This window comes from Pontibacter sp. H249 (genome assembly GCF_037892465.1).
GTDB lineage: Bacteria > Bacteroidota > Bacteroidia > Cytophagales > Hymenobacteraceae > Pontibacter.
In genome coordinates this window covers 168876-188644 of record NZ_JBBKTR010000008.1, presented here as the reverse complement: position 1 = coordinate 188644, position 19769 = coordinate 168876, and the positions used below count along the sequence as shown (strand labels likewise).

General features: G+C 45.3%; 12 protein-coding genes. 11 read left to right on the top strand and 1 reads right to left on the bottom strand.

The genetic code is table 11. The features are described from left to right. Positions 1-10 precede the first annotated feature (10 nt). The 7 genes from WG943_RS12115 to WG943_RS12085 all read left to right on the top strand — a co-directional run bounded on the left by WG943_RS12115 (position 11) and on the right by WG943_RS12085 (position 12995). Complete coding sequence (locus WG943_RS12115; protein ID WP_340409305.1) at positions 11-643, top strand: response regulator transcription factor; 633 nt, start codon at positions 11-13, stop codon at positions 641-643. 441 nt (positions 644-1084) lie between these two features. After that, positions 1085-1507 carry a hypothetical protein gene (locus tag WG943_RS12110; RefSeq protein WP_340409303.1) on the top strand — a complete coding sequence of 141 codons (423 nt, stop codon included), beginning with the start codon at positions 1085-1087 and terminating at the stop codon, positions 1505-1507. A gap of 271 nt (positions 1508-1778) precedes the next feature. Further along, positions 1779-3332: a GAF domain-containing protein gene (locus WG943_RS12105; RefSeq protein ID WP_340409302.1), complete on the top strand. Its 1554-nt coding sequence runs from the start codon at positions 1779-1781 to the stop codon at positions 3330-3332. 62 nt (positions 3333-3394) lie between these two features. Then, on the top strand, positions 3395-7495 hold the full coding sequence (locus WG943_RS12100) for a chemotaxis protein CheB (protein ID WP_340409301.1): 4101 nt from the start codon (positions 3395-3397) through the stop codon (positions 7493-7495). A gap of 234 nt (positions 7496-7729) precedes the next feature. Next, positions 7730-7966 carry a response regulator gene (locus WG943_RS12095; RefSeq protein ID WP_340409300.1) on the top strand — a complete coding sequence of 79 codons (237 nt, stop codon included), beginning with the start codon at positions 7730-7732 and terminating at the stop codon, positions 7964-7966. Positions 7967-8342: 376 nt separating this feature from the next. After that, positions 8343-11507 (top strand): transglycosylase domain-containing protein, encoded by a 3165-nt coding sequence (locus tag WG943_RS12090; protein WP_340409298.1) that lies wholly within the window; start codon positions 8343-8345, stop codon positions 11505-11507. 201 nt (positions 11508-11708) lie between these two features. Then, positions 11709-12995 carry a cation:proton antiporter gene (locus tag WG943_RS12085; protein WP_340409296.1) on the top strand — a complete coding sequence of 429 codons (1287 nt, stop codon included), beginning with the start codon at positions 11709-11711 and terminating at the stop codon, positions 12993-12995. Between the two features lie 34 nt (positions 12996-13029). Here the strand turns inward: WG943_RS12085 and WG943_RS12080 are convergent, their stop codons facing one another. Then, on the bottom strand, positions 13030-14085 hold the full coding sequence (locus tag WG943_RS12080) for an LLM class flavin-dependent oxidoreductase (protein WP_340409294.1): 1056 nt from the start codon (positions 14083-14085) through the stop codon (positions 13030-13032). Between the two features lie 156 nt (positions 14086-14241). On the opposite strand from WG943_RS12080, the gene WG943_RS12075 reads away from it, so the two are divergent. The 4 genes from WG943_RS12075 (at position 14242) to WG943_RS12060 (ending at position 19761) form a co-directional block, all read left to right on the top strand. Continuing rightward, positions 14242-15156 carry a pirin family protein gene (locus WG943_RS12075; protein ID WP_340409293.1) on the top strand — a complete coding sequence of 305 codons (915 nt, stop codon included), beginning with the start codon at positions 14242-14244 and terminating at the stop codon, positions 15154-15156. Between the two features lie 205 nt (positions 15157-15361). Further along, a complete protein-coding gene (locus WG943_RS12070; protein WP_340409291.1) occupies positions 15362-16879 on the top strand; it encodes a malate:quinone oxidoreductase in 1518 nt (505 codons plus the stop codon). Between the two features lie 146 nt (positions 16880-17025). Then, on the top strand, positions 17026-17583 hold the full coding sequence (locus tag WG943_RS12065) for a serine acetyltransferase (RefSeq protein ID WP_340409289.1): 558 nt from the start codon (positions 17026-17028) through the stop codon (positions 17581-17583). Positions 17584-17826: 243 nt separating this feature from the next. Next, the gene (locus WG943_RS12060) at positions 17827-19761 is read left to right on the top strand and encodes a PAS domain-containing sensor histidine kinase (RefSeq protein WP_340409287.1); all 1935 of its coding nucleotides are present in this window, start codon (positions 17827-17829) and stop codon (positions 19759-19761) included. The last annotated feature ends 8 nt before the right edge of the window (positions 19762-19769 follow it).

Here is a 19769-nt window from a genome sequence, read left to right as displayed (position 1 = left end):
ACCCGAGAATATGATAAAACTTTTGATCGCAGATGATTACGAGTTAATCAGGGAGGGACTTAAGAAAGTGCTTAAGAACGAGCCCGGAATTACCATAGTGGCAGAGGCAGTAAATGGTGCCGAGGTTACTAAAAAACTAGAGAAAAGCCAGGCTAATTTAGTAGTACTGGACATTAATATGCCTGTAAAAAGCGGCCTGGATGTACTTATTGACCTGAAGCGAACGCACCCGCAGGTGCCAGTGCTTATCTTAAGTATGTATCCTGAAAAAACGTATGCCCTCCGTTGCCTAAAGGCTGGTGCTGCCGGGTATATCTCTAAAGAAAGTGCTGCAGACGAATTGGTAGCTGCCATACACAAGATATGGGGAGGAGGCAAATACATCTCCGCGTCGTTGGCCGAGCTGCTCGCCGACTCAGTTGTGAACGAGTACAAGCCTAAAGTACCACATGAAATACTTTCTGACAGAGAGTTTCAAATACTATGTAAAATAGCCGAAGGTGAGTCGCTTAAGAATATTGCCAACAATTTAAGTCTTACGCTTAGTACTGTAAACACTTATCGTAACCGCATCTTCGATAAAATGAAATTTACATCGAACGCAGAACTTATACGCTATTGCATTAATAACGAAATTGCCTAAAGTATAACTTGTTAACCTAAATTTTCTTGGTGCCTTTGTTATTCTTTACAGGGGTACTAAGGCTTTAATTTCTTCACCCTGCCTATAATATTTAGCTACAGCACTGCTGGTACTAATAGGTGCTGGTGAAGTGCCTTGTCGTATTTTTTGCGACATCAAAATAGTATTTATACTACATTAGTTTAACGACGTGTAGCCTTTGGGTTAGCGCTATTGCACGTATCTTTGTAAAAGTAGTTTTGTAACTGCTTTTCTTACATTTCAGGTTACAAAAGTATAACGCTAGCCTGGGAACTCCATTTTTACATTAGAAGGCAATTTTCCTTTTATAAAAGTATTACCTGTTAAGTAAGCACATTCGCTTATAATAATTACTATTTTTTTAAGCTAGAGCCAATAGAAGAATACCTACTCTCAACACATAACAAACCCATTATTACTATGGTAAAGGAGTTTGAAAACGAGTTCGGAAAAACCTTCTGTAAGGTTAGTTACCTTACTGGGTATAAATCTATGTTGGTGGTATGGTATGGTTATACTACAAAACTGCAGCTGGAAACTGTAATGGTGTGGGTAACGGGGCAAATGCAATTAACACCTTTCGAAGTTTTTATCAACGACTGTAGTGAAATCCTTTCTGTTTGGGGAGACTCTATTGGCTGGGTTTCCCGTATATGGGCTTATAAAATGACACGTATGGGTATGCATAAACTGCTGCATGTTGCCAAACACAACAGCTTTGGTCATAAAATAGGCTTAGAACTACAAGCTGCTCTAATTGATCAAGTGGTATTTAAAACATTTGAGAATCGTACAGCTGCTTTGGCCTGGCTTGAAAACCACTTAAAGTCTGCCCATTTCTGAGTTATCCTGTAAAAATTTAAAAGATGAGCTTATAACACCAACTGGAGCTGGTAACAATTACAGTTTAGTACATGAAAATATGTTGAAATGTACAGTGGTGATAAGCCTAGAGGTTGCTGTGGAAACAAGCAGGCTATTTTATGGTTTTGCATTGTAGCCTTCGAATTGCTGATTTAGCTGCATGGTGGCTAATCAGATTAAAATATTATGTTTAAATTGCCCATACTGTACCTTAACGGGTGCTTAGGCCGGCAATAAATTACTATAAAGTATGAGTAACAGTGTAGCGCCAATAAACATAGCTATCGAGAAAAATTATGATTCAGAGTTTTGTGGAAGTATACCGCTGCACCTGGTAAACCTGATACAGCCGCACGGCGTGTTGATTGTACTGGATAAAGTTAACCTTCGCATCCTGCAGATAAGTGAAAACACAGGTTCTTTTTTTGATGTGCCCGCTGAGGAACTGCTTGAGAAATCGCTTTCAGAGTTCTTGCCGGAGGGGCAGTATGCAGATATCATAAATAAGGTTAAAGCGCATGGTAATCAGGAGAAAATTCCTTTCACGTTAAGCTTTTTAATAAAAGGGCAAAAGGTACCTGTTACCGCACTTATCTTACCACAGCAGGATTACGTGCTGGTTGAGCTTGAAGAATACCAACCTTCCCCTGATGATTCTTTCGTTCGCCTGTATCAACACATCAAGTACATAACTTCTCTTCTTAAGCAAGCCGGAAGCTACCAGGAAATTGCACACGTAGCAGCGCAGGAGCTAAAGCTGTTCACCGGTTTTGACAGGGTGTTAGTATATCAGTTCGACCCGCAGTGGAACGGCATTGTAATTGCGCAAGCAAAGGAAAAAGACATGGATGACTACATGGGACTCCGCTTTCCGGCATCGGATGTTCCCAAACAAGCGCGCGATCTATACTTTAGAAATCCTTATCGCCTGATACCAACCCGAGAGTATACACCAGTACGTTTGTTGCCCGTTATAAACCCGCTAACGCAGCGTTTCACAGATCTTTCTGAAAGTAACCTGCGCAGTGTGGCCAAAGTGCATTTAGAGTACCTGACTAACCTGAATATCATAGCTTCCATGTCGTTGCCAATCATCATCGATAACAAGTTATGGGGATTGATCTCTTGCCACCATAAAACTGCCAAGTACCCCGATTACGAAATGCGTTCTGCTATGGAGTTGATGACGGGTATACTTTCGGCGCAACTGGAAGCGAAACAACGGGAAGAGAATATGGCATTGCGGGTGCGGTTGCGTAATATGCATGTTAAACTGATGGAGCAGCTTTACACATTTCCTAGCTTTGTAGATGGCCTGCTGGAAGGGGAGAGCAAAGTACAGGAACTGCTTTCTTTAACTGGTGTAGCGATTATGTACGAAGGCAATGTAGCAACAAGCGGAAGCACGCCAGGCAAACAGGAAATAAAAGACTTAGTTTCCTGGCTTCGGCGAAACAGAAATAAGGGCTTGTTTTCCACTAATACCCTCCCGGCAGAGTACCCGAACAGCAAAGCATACAAAGAGATAGCAAGCGGACTTGTGTCGCTGCCGATCAACGCTGAGCAAGGCGAGTTTATACTTGGTTTCAGATCGGAGGTAACACAGACTGTAAACTGGGGAGGTAACCCGGATAAAGCCATACAAATGGAGCCCGATGGGAAAACCTACCATCCCCGAAATTCTTTTGCTACTTACCAGGAAGTAGTAAAAAATACTTCTCTGCCATGGCTGGAGGAGGAACTAGAGGCCGCAGAAACACTTAGAAACGCCGTACTGGAAAAGTTAATTAAAGAGCGGTACTAAATAGCCAGGGGCAATACCAACCTTAGCTAAATAACAACATCACAGTAAAGAGAAAGGGAATAATGACATTATCTAAATCAACTCCGACAAAGGAAGATAAAAAGCCTGCTGCAGACCATTATCTGGTAGGCATCGGTGCCTCTGCGGGTGGTTTAGAAGCAATTCATAAGCTGTTCGACCATTTTCCGAACAACTCCAGCTTTTCTTTTGTGATAATTCAGCACCTCTCACCAGACCACAAAAGCCTGATGGCCGACCTGCTGAGCAAGCACACGCAGATGCAGGTGCGCGAAGCAGAGGATAACATGTTTACAAGGCCAAATTGTGTGTACGTACTGCCAAGCGGTAAGCAGCTAACAATAGAGCACGGCCGCCTGCGCCTTGCTGATAAAGCCCGTAGCCGTGAGCCTAATTTTGCGATAGACCTTTTTTTTGAATCGATGGCTAAAAGCCGGGGCAAGTATGCCATTGGCGTAGTGCTTTCCGGCACAGGTACCGATGGAACAAAAGGAGCCAAAGCCATTAAAAATGCAGGTGGCATGGTAGTAGTGCAAGACCCTGATACAGCTAAATTTGACGGCATGCCCCGAAGCGCCATAGATGCCGGATTTGTAGATTTTGTACTTCCTCCGGAGTATATGCCTGAGGAGATTTTAGAATACACCCGTAAAATTCCGCTGGTGAAAAGTTTATTAGAACAGCATGAACAAAGCGAAGACGAGATCGCTTTGAAAGAGATTCTTGATCTCGTTTGCACCCATACCCAAACAGACTTTACCAATTATAAAGAGGCCACCATTAACCGGCGCATCCGCAAGCGCATGGATCACCTGGCAGTAAAGTCAATGAATGAGTACCTGATGTACCTTCACGAAAACCCGGCTGAGATCAAAACGCTTTGCCAGGAGTTCTTCATAAACGTGACGAACTTCTTTCGTGACCCGGAGGCATTTGAGGTACTGGAGAAAGAGTATATTCCGAAAATAATTGCTAGCAAGGCCGAAAACGAACAGGTAAAAGTATGGACAGCCGCCTGCAGCACCGGCGAAGAAGTATACTCGCTGGCTATACTTTTTAAAGAGGCTTACAACAAGTTGGGCAAAGAGTCTAATGTAAAGCTGTTTGCCACCGACATAGACCAGCAGGCTATAACACAGGCCTCGAAAGGCAGCTATCCACTCTCCATAGCCAAACACGTGTCAGCGGAGAGGCTGGAGAAGTTCTTTTATCAGAGAGGAAACCGCTTTTATGTAAACGAGGATATACGTAAGCTGGTGGTATTCGCCCAACACGACCTGCAGAAAGATCCTCCCTATAGCCGCATAGACCTGATCTCGTGCCGCAACATGCTCATCTACCTGAACCAGGACCTGCAAAACAAAGTGCTGGCACTGTTCCCTTACGCTCTTAATTTAGGTGGTTATCTTTTTTTAGGTAGCAGTGAGCACATCGGCGATATGAAATCTTACTTTGTGGAGGAAAACCGCAAATGCAAGATTTTTCGAAAAATAAAAGAAAGCAGAGGCATCCGGCAAAGCTACGGAATTACAGATTACGCCCACAGCAGTAGCAGCCAAATAGGCCAAAACACGAAGTATAAAAGCGCGCCAGAGGTTCGCTACAACGACTCCTTTATGGATGCCGTTTGCGAAGACTTTAAGGTAACCGGCTTGTACGTGGATACAAATTACCAACTGCTGCATGGCATAGGCGATATAAACCGTTTCTTAAAGTTTCCGGATAGGCGCCTGCACTTTAACTTAATAAAAATGGTACCCGAAGAACTTGCCGTTACCTTAAGTGTAGGTATACGAAAGGCTCTGAAGCAGGACCGGAAAGTGGTAGCTAGGCAAGTAGCCGTAAAGATGGGCAACAAAGAGCAGATGGTGCATGTGTCTATACGTCCGATTTCTCTTGATAAGGGGCAATCCAAGGTTATACTTGTGCTGCTGCAGGAGATGGGAGAAGTAACGCCACTACCAAAAGTTTCTGACCTATCCTTTGTTTCCGACTCAGATTACTACCAGCAGCTTACTGCCCTGGAGATGGAGTTGAAAGAGGCGCGTGAGGGTCTGCAGCTAACCGTGCAGGACCTGAGTACAGCCAACGAAGAGTTGCAGAGCACAAACGAGGAGCTAATGTCTTCAAACGAGGAATTGCAAAGCTCTAACGAAGAGATGCAATCACTTAACGAGGAGTTGCACACCGTAAACTCAGAGCATCAACTAAAAATAAAAGAGCTACAGGAACTGAACGAAGACCTTGATAACTACATTCGTAGCTCAAATATCGGGCAATTGTTTGTAGACCATCACCTGGTAATCCGCAAATTTACCCCATCCATAGAGGGACTAATTAATATTATTGATAGCGACTTAGGCAGGCCCATACACCACCTGTCGCACAACCTGAAGTATAGCCGCCTGATAGAGGATATACAGCATGTGAACAACACTTCGTCGGAAGTGGAGCAGGAGGTAGAAACCGCTGATGGCAAGTATTACCTGATGCGGATTATCTCTTACCTGAAGCATGATGGCAACAAGGATGGCGTAGTGGTGAGTTTTGTGGATGTAACCACGCTAAAGACATTGAGCAACGTAGTACAGGGAGTACTGAACAGCTCTCTGAATACTATTATGGCCTTTAGGTCGGTTAGGAGTGATAAACAAGAAATAACAGATTTCTCGTGGACACTCCTGAACAGAAACACTGAGAAAATGGTAGGCCAGTCGCAGGCCGAGTTACTGAATGCAAGTGTACTCGAGGTTATGCCGTTCCTGAAAAAAAGCGGCCTGTTCCGCAAGTTTATAACTGTTGTAGAAACTGGCCAGCCGATACATATTGAGCAGCAACTGGAGGTAAAAGGCGAAAAAACGTGGTACGAGATTGCTGCCGTTAAAATGGGTGATGGCGTAACAGTAACCATGGCCGATATCACTGAGAAAAAGAGCAGTGAGGACAAAGTGTTGGTAGCCTACGAAGAGCTAAAGCTGGCTGAGGAGAACCTGATCAAGTTAAACAATGAGTTAGAGAAGCGTGTAAGCGAGCGCACACGCGAATTGGCTGCCAGCGAAGAAAGATTCCGGATGGTATCGATGGCAACAAATGATGTAGTCTGGGATTGGGATTTGGTTAACAACGAAGTATGGTGGAGCGATAGCTTGGATACAATGCTGGGCTTTAGCGCCGATGCTATGGGTAAGGGTGTAGATGCATGGTTTAACCGTATTCACCCCACCGATAAAGAGGATGTAGTAAAAGATTTAAACAAAGCTATAAATTCTGGCAAGGATCAATGGTCAGGGGAGTACAGAATTGAGAAAACAGACGGATCTTATGCGTATGTCTCTAACAGAGCCTACATTATGCATAATGAGTACCAAATGCCTTATCGTGTGCTCGGCTCTTTTATCGACCTCACCGACCTAAAACTAACCCAGGAAAAACTGGAGGAAACCAACGAGCACCTGCTTCGGGTAATCGAAGATCTGGACACGTTTGTTTATACGGCTTCCCACGACCTGAAGTCACCGATCGGGAACATAGAAGGGTTAATGCTGCTACTGGAAGAGCAGATAAACTCAGCAGGTCCTATACCGGGAGAACCAACGCAGCCTGTATTTGATATGATGAAGGGAGCCATTACCAGGTTTAAAAACGTGATTAAAGACCTGACAGATGTTGCTAAAGTACAGCGTGACGTTGAAGGAGAGCCGGAGCAGGTTGAGGTACAGGAGGTGTTTGATAAGGTGAAGGAAAGCATGCAGGAACTACTCGAGAGCGAGCAGGCCGAATTGGAAGTGAATTTTGACAAAGCTCCCCAAATTAATTTCTCTAAAAAGAACTTGTACAGTGTACTTTATAACCTGGTTAGCAATGCCATAAAGTATAGAGCTAAAGACAGAGTGCCTAAAGTAAATTTGAGAACAGACCGGATAGATGGTTATGTGCTTTTAACGGTTATAGATAATGGCTTAGGCATCAGTGAAGAAAATCAGACAAAGCTTTTTACCTTGTTTAAGCGATTCCATACACACGTAGAAGGTACCGGCATGGGCCTTTACATTGTAAAGCGCATGGTAGACAATGCCAATGGCTTTGTAAAAGTTAAAAGTAAGGAAGGTGAAGGAACAACCTTCGAGTTATACTTCAAAGATTAATCAAATACTAAAGCAGCCAGTACAGCAACATGCTACTGGCTGCTTTAGTATTTTACCGGTAATGATAAGCTCATATTTATACTTTTAGTTGACCACGACCAAACTACCAACTACATTAACAGGCAGGCCATCTCAAGGGCTGATGATGAGCTGATTATTGCCAGAAACGGATTGGAGGCGCTGCCTATAGTGCAGGAGCGTTATTAAGGTTTAAGAACTAAAGAAGCGGTTGCTATGCCTTGGCTTATCTTGTTAGACCTTAATATGCCGGTAATAGATGGCTCTACTTTTTTAGAAGAGCTGCAAAACCACGAATGGTATAAGAGCCATGAGGTGCTGGTGGCAGTGCTTACAACCTCCCTTAACCCTACCGACCAAGAGCGGGTGCAAGCACTTGGCATTAACAAATTCATAAATAAACCTCTTACAAAAGAACTACTGCAAAAACTTGTTCAGGGCATTGCCAATTAAGCTATTCATCCTCTGTTCGTTTGCATAAAGATAGCCCCAAAACGGTACTTTAAAAGTTCAATTGTTGACATTTTTAAGATGCTATGCCAATGCTGTTGCTTATTTTATATATAGTTAAAGTACAGTAAGTTAGGTTGTATAACCCATCTTGATCCGTAACTGCAGCTAATATACTCTTTTATAGGTTAATATTCTTTGTAAGCGGTTGATATAGAATGTGTTTGTGCTTCGTTGTAATTGTATGCCTTTTGCTATGGAGAATGCGGTGAAGTATAAACTAAAACATACACTTTTTGGGATGTTATATCGACCAATTGTGTAAAGTTCACGTAACTGATAGTGATAGACATTTACAAACTCTTTAAATAATCCAGAGATGGTAGTCAATAATTACCGTCCGGACCTTCAGGATAACATCCAGGAAAAAACAAAAAAAAGAACCCGGGGCATTATGTTTTGGGCGGTACTCAGTGTGCTATTTTTAATATTAAGTATAGCAGTTTCTGTTGTCATCTACGAGATCCGAACTTCCGAATTTCAGGCCAGGCATATTTCCGAATTTGCATCCCGGTTAACATACAAACTAGAGAAAGGCCCAAGCAGATCAATTGTGTATCCAGAAAAAGGACCATTTGATATCCGGCAGGGGTACGCTCAATTACCACAACTTTTGGAGCGGCTGCAACTACGTGGCATGAACATAGAATATCAGTCTGCTTTTTCGCCGGAACTTTTAGAATATGCCGCCAATATGTTTTTTACGCCTTACCGCGAAAAAGCGCAGGCAGGGCTAAGCATAAAAGGCAGTAACGGAGAAGTAGTGTACAAGTATAGTTATCCCCACTTGGTGTACGCATCTTATGACTCTGTACCACCCCTTATTGTGCAGTCGCTGCTGTTTATAGAGAACCGGCACCTGTTGGATACTAGCAGGCAATTTATGAACCCTGCAGTAGACTGGCGTCGCTTTGCGAAGGCCTCTTTACATGAAGCGGGTAACCAGATTGGCATCAAGAACAAGTCTATAGGAGGCAGTACCTTGGCTACGCAGATCGAGAAATTCAGGCATTCGCCTGGTGGTATAACAAAAGATGCCCAAGAAAAAATGAGACAAATGGTTTCGGCTAGTGTACGTGCCTATCAATCAGGGCCTGAAACATTGCCTACCCGAAAAGATATTGTACTGTCTTACATAAACACAGTGCCGCTTTCCGGTGCACCGGGCTATGGAGAAGTAAACGGCTTGGGCGATGGGTTACAGGTATGGTTTAACTCTGATATGAGGCAGGTGAATCAGCTGCTTAACTTGCAGGAAGCGAAGGGCGATACCTTACTGGCAAAAGGGCAGGCATTACGGCAGGTGCTTTCCCTGATGATAGCACACCGCCGCCCAACGTATTACCTGGGCGATGGCGGTAGATCTGAACTGAATACACTAACTGGAAGTTACCTTCGCCTGCTGGAGAGTAATGGTTTTATAAGTCCTGAGTTGAGAGATGCCGGGCTTCAGCATGACGTAGTGTTCAGGGATTTTGATGTTGACCCAGCCGTTGCACCCAAAAACACAGATAAGGCAGCTTTAATAGCACGAACGCACCTTTCTGAGTTACTAGGTAAAACATTGTATGACCTTGACAGGATGGACCTGGCTGCTACCACTACCTTGCAAAACGACTTGCAGGAGCAGATAAGTACCTATTTGCACAAACTTGGGGAGCCGGATTTTGCGCGTGCTACAGGCGTTTTTGGTGATAGAATGCTTTCGCCGGATCGTACGGCTGCTGTTGTTTATAGCTTTACGCTTTACGAACGCACGCCTCAGGGTAACCTGGTGCGTGTGCAAACAGATAACACCGATCAGCCGTTTGATATGAACGAAGGCAGCAAACTGGAATTGGGTTCCACTGCCAAGCTGCGTGTACTAATCACTTACCTTCAAGTAGTTTCTGAAATTCACCACCGCTATGCGAGTGCAAGTACAACAGAAGTAAGAGGGGCGCTGCAGGAGCCACAGGATAATCTGAGCAGGTGGGTATTGCAGTACCTGCTAAGGGCAAAAGATAAAAGCCTGAAGGCTACACTCGCCGCAGCCCTGGAGCGACGCTACCGGGCAAACCCAAACGAGGCATTCTTCACAGGCGGCGGTATTCACTACTTCAGCAACTTCAGTTCCGACAACGACTATAAAAGACCTACTGTGCGGGAGGCTTTCCAGAAATCTGTGAACCTACCCTTTGTGCGCCTCATGCGCGATATTGTGAACCACACCATGCACCAGCAAGTGGGAGGCACAGCCAAACTGATTTCTGATATAACTGACCAGCGCCGTAAAGTATACCTGGAACGGTTTGCAGACCGGGAAGGCAAAGTATTTCTGCGAAAGTTCTGGAACAAGTATACAAACAAGACTGCAGACGAACGCTTTGAGCTTTTGCTTAACAGCTTATATAAAGATGAGGTGCGGTTAGCGGTTGTGCATCGCTTTCTGTACCCGGAGCAAAATTACCAGCAGTTTTATACTTTCCTGCACGAGCAGCTGCCCAATGATGATGAGATTGAAGACGAAAGAGTAGTGGAGCTTTATGAACGCTACGGACCCGATAAGTATAACTTGTCTGACCAGGGATATTTGTCGCGGGTGCACCCACTGGAGTTATGGTTGCTTAGCTTTCTAAAGCAGCAACCTGACGTGGAATGGGACCAGATAGTAGAAGAAAGTGAGCAAAAGCGGCAGGAAGTATACACATGGCTGTTCCGTACAAAGTATAAAAAAGCACGCGACTCCAGAATCAGAATAATGCTGGAATTAGATGCTTACCAGGATATTCATAAGCGATGGGTGCATATGGGTTATCCTTTCGGGTATTTGGTACCATCACTGGCAACAGCACTTGGCTCATCCGGCGACAGGCCGGAGGCTCTTGCCGAATTAATGGGCATTATTTTAAACAACGGTTTACGCCAACACACCAAACGTATCGAAGAGATACACTTTGCTGCATCAACACCTTACGAAACCCTGCTTAAGTGGAAAGAGCAGGAGCAGGAGCAGGTAATAGAGCCTGCGGTTGCCGCCTTGGTTAAAGAGGTGCTAACAGAGGTAGTAAACTCTGGTACCGCACGCCGCCTGCAGGGAGGCTTTACCGGAGTAGATGGTACAGTAATGCAATTAGGAGGAAAAACTGGTACCGGCGACAACCGTTCCTTTACAATCAACAAGCAGGGGCACAGGCTATCGTCGCGCACAGTAAACCGTACGGCTACCTTTGTTTTTTTCCTGGGAGATAACCACTTTGGTACCCTTACTGCTTTTGTGCCCGGGCGGGAGGCCTCCGACTTTCATTTTACATCTTCTTTACCGGTACAAGTACTAAGAGGAATGGCACCTATACTGGAGCCCTACCTGCATCAGCAGCAAATGCAAAGGGTACCGCTTCCTGAACCGCCAAAGGATACTGCTCCGCAAATTATTTTAGCAGATGAAAAGCTGCCTGCAAGTAAAGTCTCTGCAGATAGTATAAAGGTGCTGGTAAGCGAATAAATGCACACCTGAATTTCATGTCAAACTGATTAAGGTATTCTGCATGAGTAGTTTTTATAAGAAACAGGAGCGGCGCGTGTAAATAGGGGTGTCTGGACAGACTAATTAGGGCACAATGCAAATATTAGAGTATGTGCTTTGGGGCGTATAGGTATAAACTATTATAACAATCGACAGGTATAAGCAGAGTGCACTGCTTAATTGCACAATGATGGATGCAGAAGAAGTAAGCTTAGTTGTAACTGTAATAGGAGGCGTTGTACTTGTACTCGGACTTTTCTCCAAATATTTAGAAAAGAGTCCGGTCCCCCAACACTTCTTGCCTTGATTATAGGTATACTTCTTGGTCCGGAGGTCTTACATGTATTTGATCCTGCCAGACTAGGAAATAAAACAATGGTATTAGAAAATGCTGCACGCTTAACCCTTGGCATTGGCCTCGTTAGCGTAGCCTTACGAATACCTAAGCACTACCCTCAACAGAACTGGCGGCAGATGCTCACGCTCATTGGAGCAGGTATGCTGCTTATGTGGGGAATCAGTTCACTGCTGATATACCTGATCTTAGGAATACCGTTCTGGCTGGCTGCACTTATTGGTGCCATTATAACTCCAACCGACCCTATTGCGGCAAGCCCCATTGTTACCGGTGAGGTGGCAGAACGAAACCTGCCAGAGCGAATCAGAAACGCAATCTCTTTTGAGTCCGGGGCAAACGATGGGCTCAGTTACCTGTTTGTGTTCCTGCCGTTCCTGATGCTAACCATGAGCCAGGAAAGCGCACTTTCAGACTGGTTGTTGCACACATTGCTATGGGAAGTAGTGGCGGCTACCGGTTTTGGGTTGCTGCTTGGTTACGTAGCTGCAAAATTGCTAAAGTGGTCAGAAAACAAAAAATTTATACAGGAGGAGTGGCGGCTAATGTACTCTGTGGCATTGGCTTTGGTAGCTGTAGGTGTCGGAAAACTGATCCATAGCGATGAGGTGCTGTTGGTATTTGCAGCGGGTGCCACCTTTGACCAGATTGCCAGTTCTGATGAGCGGAGGGAAGAGGAGAAAGGGCAGGAGGCTGTAAACCGCTTCTTCTCGATTCCGATATTTACATTGCTTGGCGCGGCTATTCCATGGGGCGGCTGGGATGCATTAGGCTGGAGCGGAATACTGCTGGTGGTCGCAATTCTAGTGCTGCGCCGGTTGCCGGTTATATTTATACTTAAGCCATTTATACCAGCTGTACATCATGTAAAGGATGTGCTGTATCTGGGTTGGTTTGGACCTATAGCTGTTGCCGCCATTTACTATGCCGCCATGATGGAGCACCGCTTAAAAGACCCTTTTGTATGGGATGTGGTCAGCCTGATTATCTGTGCTTCTGTAGTGGCCCACGGAACAAGCGCTACTCCGCTAACACAACACTACGGTGCGGCTACTAGCAAGAAGTATCCTTTAGAAGATAAGCCTGCCGCAAAGGCAGCTGGTAACAGTTAGGCAGCATATGTCAGGAAGTATAGGATTTATACTTTCACTCGCTTGCTTTGCCTTTCTGTTTCTCCACAGCTTTCTTAACGGCAGGTGCCACCACAGTTCCAAGCAACTCTATGGCATGCATTACTTTGACATGAGGTAAAGTGCCTACACTGATGTGCAGCAAAAAACGGGTATTGCCAAAAAGTTCGTACTCATACAGGATCTTGTCGATCACCTGCTGCGGACTGCCTACGAGTAAAGAGCCTTCCGGTGCACGCATCATTTCGTAGTGTTCCCTGTTCATCGGCGACCAGCCCCGCTCACGCCCCAGCTGGCTCATGACATAAGCATAAGGTCCGTAAAATTCATCAGCGGCTTTCTGAGAGTCATCAGCGATATAGCCATGTGAGTGTATCGCCAACTGCATTTTAGCCAAGTCGTGGCCGGTACCTTTGTAGGTTTCTTTGTAGAGGTTGGTAAAAGGCACAAAGCGATCTGGCATGCCACCGATAATAGCCAACGCCATCGGTAATCCTTTACTAGCAGCTCTCACCACCGACTCAGGTGTACCACCCACTGCCACCCAAATGGGCAACTCTTTCTGATATGGTCTCGGGTAAACGCCACGATCATCTATGGATGGCCGGTGCCTGCCTGTCCAGGTTATTTTTTCGCTTTTGTTCAGCTTTATCAGCAGGTCCAGCTTTTCAGAGAATAGGGTGTCATAATCTTTCAGGTCGTTGCCAAACAGCGGGAAAGACTCAATAAAAGAACCTCTGCCAGCCATAATCTCAGCCCTGCCTTTGGAGAGCAAGTCAACATGGGCAAAATCCTGAAAAACCCGAACTGGATCGTCGGAGCTTAACACCGTAACAGCACTCGATAACTTTATACTTTTGGTTTTTACCGCAGCAGCTGCCAGCACAACAGCCGGAGACGAAACTATAAAATCGGGGCGGTGGTGTTCGCCTATAGCAAATACATCCAAGCCCAGCTGGTCCGACAATTCAATTTCCTCCATTAGGTTAGCCATTCTTTCGTATGGGCTAAGCAGCTTGCCGGTAGCAGGGTCGGGAGTATTTTCTACAAATGTGCTGATGCCGATTTCCATAGTATCTGGTGTAATCTAAAAGTATAAATACGAAGGTGCTAGCAGATGTTTGGTCCAATTGTTAGCAAACTGTCTGCTTTGCCTTTACAAAGTATAAATTTTATCGGCTGTAAACGTACAGCATCCGTTTTATAGGTAAACCCATAGCTAGTACATATGCTTGATATTGTCATAGAAGCACGTAAGGCCTCACTGGCTCCCGGAATGGATGTACGCCGTATCCTGCCTTTTCGGATGCGAAGAATGGTAGGTCCATTTATATTTATGGATCATGCTGGCCCTGTGCATGTGCAGCCGCAGCAACTACACAATATGGACGTGCTGCCGCACCCGCACATTGGTTTATCCACGGTAAGTTATTTATTTGGAGGACAGGTAACACACCGTGACAGCCTGGGGGTAGAGCAGGTGATAAAACCCGGTGAAGTGAACTGGATGACAGCCGGAAGCGGCATTGCCCACTCCGAAAGGTTCGAGGACCCGGCCACGCTGGCAGGAGGGCAGCTGGAGATGATACAAACCTGGGTGGCTCTGCCGGAGAAAGACGAAGAGGCAGCACCTGCTTTTGATAACTATAAACCTGATCAGTTACCTATTTACACCGGCACAGGTATCTGGATGCGCCTGATTGCGGGCAACGCCTTTGGCCTGAAGAACGACGTGAAAACGCACTCTCCGTTATTTTACCTGCATGCCCAACTCGAGAAGGGTACCCGGTTTACCTTGCCTACAGGCCATCCGGAGCGTGGCATTTACGTAGCCAAAGGAAGTATAGAGGTAGCTGGCAGAACCTATACGGCTGGGCAGATGCTGGTTTTCAAAAGAGAGGCAGAACCGGCTATTTTGGCAAAAGATCATGCTACACTAATGTTGCTGGGCGGTGAGCCGCTGGGAGAGCGATTTATCTGGTGGAATTTCGTGTCGTCGAGGAAGGAGCGCATTGAGCAGGCAAAAGCAGACTGGAAAGAAGGCCGGATTTTATTGCCGCCACTCGATAACCAGGAATTTGTACCGCTGCCGGAGGATAAGTCAAAGCCAGCCGGTGATCCATCACCTCAGGCACTGTCTTGAGTATAAACTGCTTAATCTGCCTTTCTTTGAATTTAAAAAGTATAAAACAACTCATTTAGTAACCTGCTGCACCTGGAGTGGGTAACACTAATTAAGAGCATGTTCAAAATTTATACTTTACGCTGACTTCCCGGAAAAACCCAAACTAGTTTCGCTGTAAAAGCAAAATTTAAGTATGCTCCGGATATACAATTAACAAGATTTTATGCTGAGAAGAAATAACACAGAACATACCGGACCTGATGTGGTGCTGATCGGGGCGGGCATTATGAGTGCAACCCTGGGAGTTCTGCTAAAACAACTGGAGCCCGACTTAACCATTGAGATTTACGAACGCCTGGATGAGGCCGCAGCCGAAAGTTCTGATGCCTGGAATAATGCCGGTACGGGCCATGCCGCCTTCTGCGAACTTAACTACACACCCGAAAAACGGAACGGAAGTATAGATACAAAGAAAGCTGTTCAGATTGCGGAGTCGTTTGATATATCGCGGCAGTTCTGGGCATACCTCGTAAGCAACGATCTGATCCGGCTCCCGCTTAACTTTATCAAAAGTATACCGCACATGAGCTTTGTGTGGGGAGATAAAAATGTAGATTTCCTGCGTAAACGCTACGATGAGATGCAGGAATGCCATCTGTTTAAGGGGATGCTTTACTCTGAGGATAAGGAACAGTTAAAGCAATGGATGCCGCTTATTATGAGCGGCCGCGATGATGCGGAGAAAGTAGCCGCAACTTACATGCCTATCGGTACGGATGTAAACTTTGGCGCTCTTACCCGTGGCATGTTTCATTATCTGCAGCAGCAGCCTGGGGTTAATTTATACTTTGGGCAGGAGGTACGTAAGCTGCGGCAGGAGGATAATGGGCGCTGGAGACTAAAGATAAAAAGTGTAGCTACCGGAGATAAAAAGAAAGTGCATGCCGGCTTCGTTTTTATAGGAGCTGGTGGTGGTGCACTGCCACTGCTTATGAAGACGGGTATACCGGAGGGAAAAGGCTACGGCGGTTTCCCGGTAAGCGGACAGTGGCTGAAGTGCACCAATCCTGAGGTGATCGAGAAGCACCATGGCAAAGTATACGGCAAGGCCGCTGTGGGCTCTCCTCCTATGTCGGTACCGCACCTGGATACCCGCTTCATCAACGAAAAGAAAGAGCTGTTATTCGGGCCTTATGCAGGCTTTACTACGCGGTTTCTGAAGCAGGGCTCCTACCTGGACCTGCCTCTCTCGGTTAAAGTAGGCAACCTGCGCCCTATGGTAGCAGCCGGCCTGAAAAATATTCCGTTAACCAAATACCTTATAAACCAGGTAAGGCAAACACCCGAGGATAAGATGATGGCCTTGCGGGAGTATATGCCGGAAGCAAAGCAGGAAGACTGGGTGCTGGAGCATGCCGGTAAACGCGTGCAGGTAATAAAAAAACATCCCGACCATGTGGGCGTGCTGGAGTTTGGTACAGAGGTAGTAAGCGCAGCTGACGGCTCTCTGGCAGCCTTGCTGGGTGCCTCACCGGGGGCATCTACGGCTGTGTCTATTATGCTTACCTTGCTGCATAAGTGTTTTCCGGAAAAGGTAAAAACGACTAAGTGGGAAAGTATGCTGAAGGAGATGATCCCGTCGTATGAACAATCGTTGGCTGATAACCAGGAATTGTTAAGAGAGGTAAGAGCCTATACAGCAGATGTGCTTGGGCTGGAAACACTACAGCATACAACATAACACTACTTATATAATAGCCACAGTTGCCCCTCATAAGGTGCAACTGTGGCTATTATACTTTACAGCTTATAAAGCAGCATTCGAGACAACGCTTGCCTGTTCTACTTCGTAAAGTCAATCCATAAAACACCCTTAACTTACAGTTTATGCAATACATCTTCCAGGACTGGGAAGCGAACAAAGGCAACTTAAAAGGCCGTTTAGTAATGGTACTTTTCCGGTTAGCCCGACCTGCTTCCATCAATAAATTTTTCAGAATCCTCTGGCTGCCATACCTTGCTTTCTATAAAGTGTTTGTAGAGTGGTTTCTCTGCATCGAACTACCCCACTGGACAACTGTAGGCAGTGGTTTTTACCTTGGCCACGGTCATGCACTGGTTGTAAACGGTTGCTCTATAATTGGTAAAAACTGCTTTTTCAGGCACTGTACCACACTTGGCAATGTACGCCGAGAAGACGGTTCTTATTCAGGTTCGCCAATAATCGGAGACAATGTAGAACTTGGGTCTAATGTATGTATCATCGGCGAGATAAGAATTGGTAACAATGTGCGCATCGGGGCCGGTTCTGTTGTAGTAAAGGATATTCCAGATAACTCAGTAGCTGTGGGAAATCCTGCCCGTGTGATCAAAACACTTTCACCAGTACCAGAAGTGACTCACCCGCAGCCAAATTCTCTTGAGCAAACACTACAGTTAAGCTAAGCTTGTTGCTCATTCAGAAAAAATCGCTACTTTTATATATATGCCACCATTGTAAACAGAGAAGGCGATAACTATAGTCTTAAGGTATACAATAGTTAAAGGAAACAATATTAGTAAGTTCAAGAAGTATTTTTGTATGAGGGAACACTAGGATTGATTTTTAGTGTTTAAACATTTATATCATTGTCTATTCTATTTTTGCTTTGCTGCTATAAGGCGGCATAAGCGTGTTTAAAAGCAATTATGAGCTTACAGCCAGAAGCTTTATCTGCGAAGATACAAGCCACTAACTTACCGGAAAACTACTATAAACTGATGATCGAGAACCTTACCGATTACGCAGTTTTTATGTTAGATACTACCGGCCATATTGCCAGCTGGAATGCAGGAGCCGAACTAATTAAGCAGTATAGTGCAGAAGATATTATAGGTAAACACTTTTCCACCTTTTATACGAAAGAGGATATTGATCGGGATTACCCAGCTACAGAGCTGGAAGAGGCAATTAGGTTAGGACGGTACGAAGACGAGGGCTGGCGCATAAAAAAAGATGGCTCTGTTTTCTGGGCGAACGTTATCATCACACCTGTTTATGATCATGATGGTGTGTTAGTCGGTTTTTCGAAAGTAACGCGAGACCAGTCTGCCAAAAAGAAATCGGAAAGCGAGTTATACGAAGCCTTTAAAGGGCTGCAGGAAAGCGAAGAACGATTTAGACTTTTAATTGAAGGCGTAACGGATTATGCCATCTACATGCTGGATCCTGCCGGTAACGTAGCCAGCTGGAACGAAGGAGCCCGAAGAATGAAGGGGTATGAGTCGGAAGAGATCATCGGGAAATATTTTGCGAGGTTCTTTGGCCGTGAAGCCATCAAAAACGGATTTCCGGAGTATGAGCTGAGCAAGGCAAAAGCCGACGGACGCTTTGAAGATGAAGGTTGGCGCTATCGAAAAGACGGGACTGCTTTCTGGGCTAACACCATACTCACTGCCATTTACAACGCTAAAAAGGAACTGGTAGGCTTCTCTAAAATTACCCGCGACCTCTCTGAAAAAAAGAAACTGGAGCAGCAGTTGTTCCGGATAAATGAAGACCTGAAGGAAAGCGAAGAGAAAAGCCGCCTGTTGATCGACAGTGTGAAGGATTATGCTATACTGATGCTTAACCCGGATGGGATTATTATGAGCTGGAACAGCGGCGCAGAGCGTATAAAAGGCTATAAAGCCAGTGAGATAATCGGCAAACACTTTTCTACTTTTTATAACCTTGATGCTGTTAAAAGTGGTTTCCCAGAATTTGAGCTCAGAACAGCACTCGCAAACGGGCAATTTGAAGATGAAGGCTGGCGAATACGCAAGGATGGAACAGCGTTTTGGGCAAATGTGGTGATATCGCCAATCTACAACCAGGATAATCGCCTGCTTGGTTTCGCCAAAGTTACCCGCGACCTTACCGAACGCCGCCGGAACGAAGAGCTGATGCGCCGTAACAAAGAGCTGATGCGCATTAACAACGAGCTGGATAGCTTTGTGTACACAGCCTCTCATGACCTTAAATCACCGATCACAAACCTGGAAGGCTTGCTTACTGCCCTGGAAGAAGACATGGGAACTGATGTTCAAAAGTACAGCCAGATTATAGGTATGATGGGAGGAGCTATAAAATCCTTAAAAACCGTAATCACAGACCTGACAGATATTACAAGGCTACAGCAGGAGGAGCGCTATATAGAATCTATTCATTTGCCTGCACTAGTGGTAGAGGTTAGAGAGACCCTGCGTGATATGATAGCAACAAGTAAAGCAGCTATAACAGTAGATTTTAGTGGGTTTACTAACCTGAGCTTTTCCCGCAAAAACCTACGAAGTATACTTTACAACCTGGTATCTAATGGTATTAAGTACTCTGATCCTACGAGGGCACCAGAGATAAGTATAACTACTACAGTTGCAGAGACAGGAGAATACGTGCTATCCGTTAAAGACAATGGCTTAGGAATTGCAGAGAACCATCAGGATAAGATATTTGCCATGTTTAAGCGAGTGCATGACCATGTGGAGGGCTCAGGAGTTGGTTTATACTTGGTTAAGAAGATACTAGATAACTCAGGAGACAGGATAACTGTGGAAAGCGAATTGGGTAAAGGCTCAGTTTTTAATGTATACTTTAAGCATTAATGAAGGCA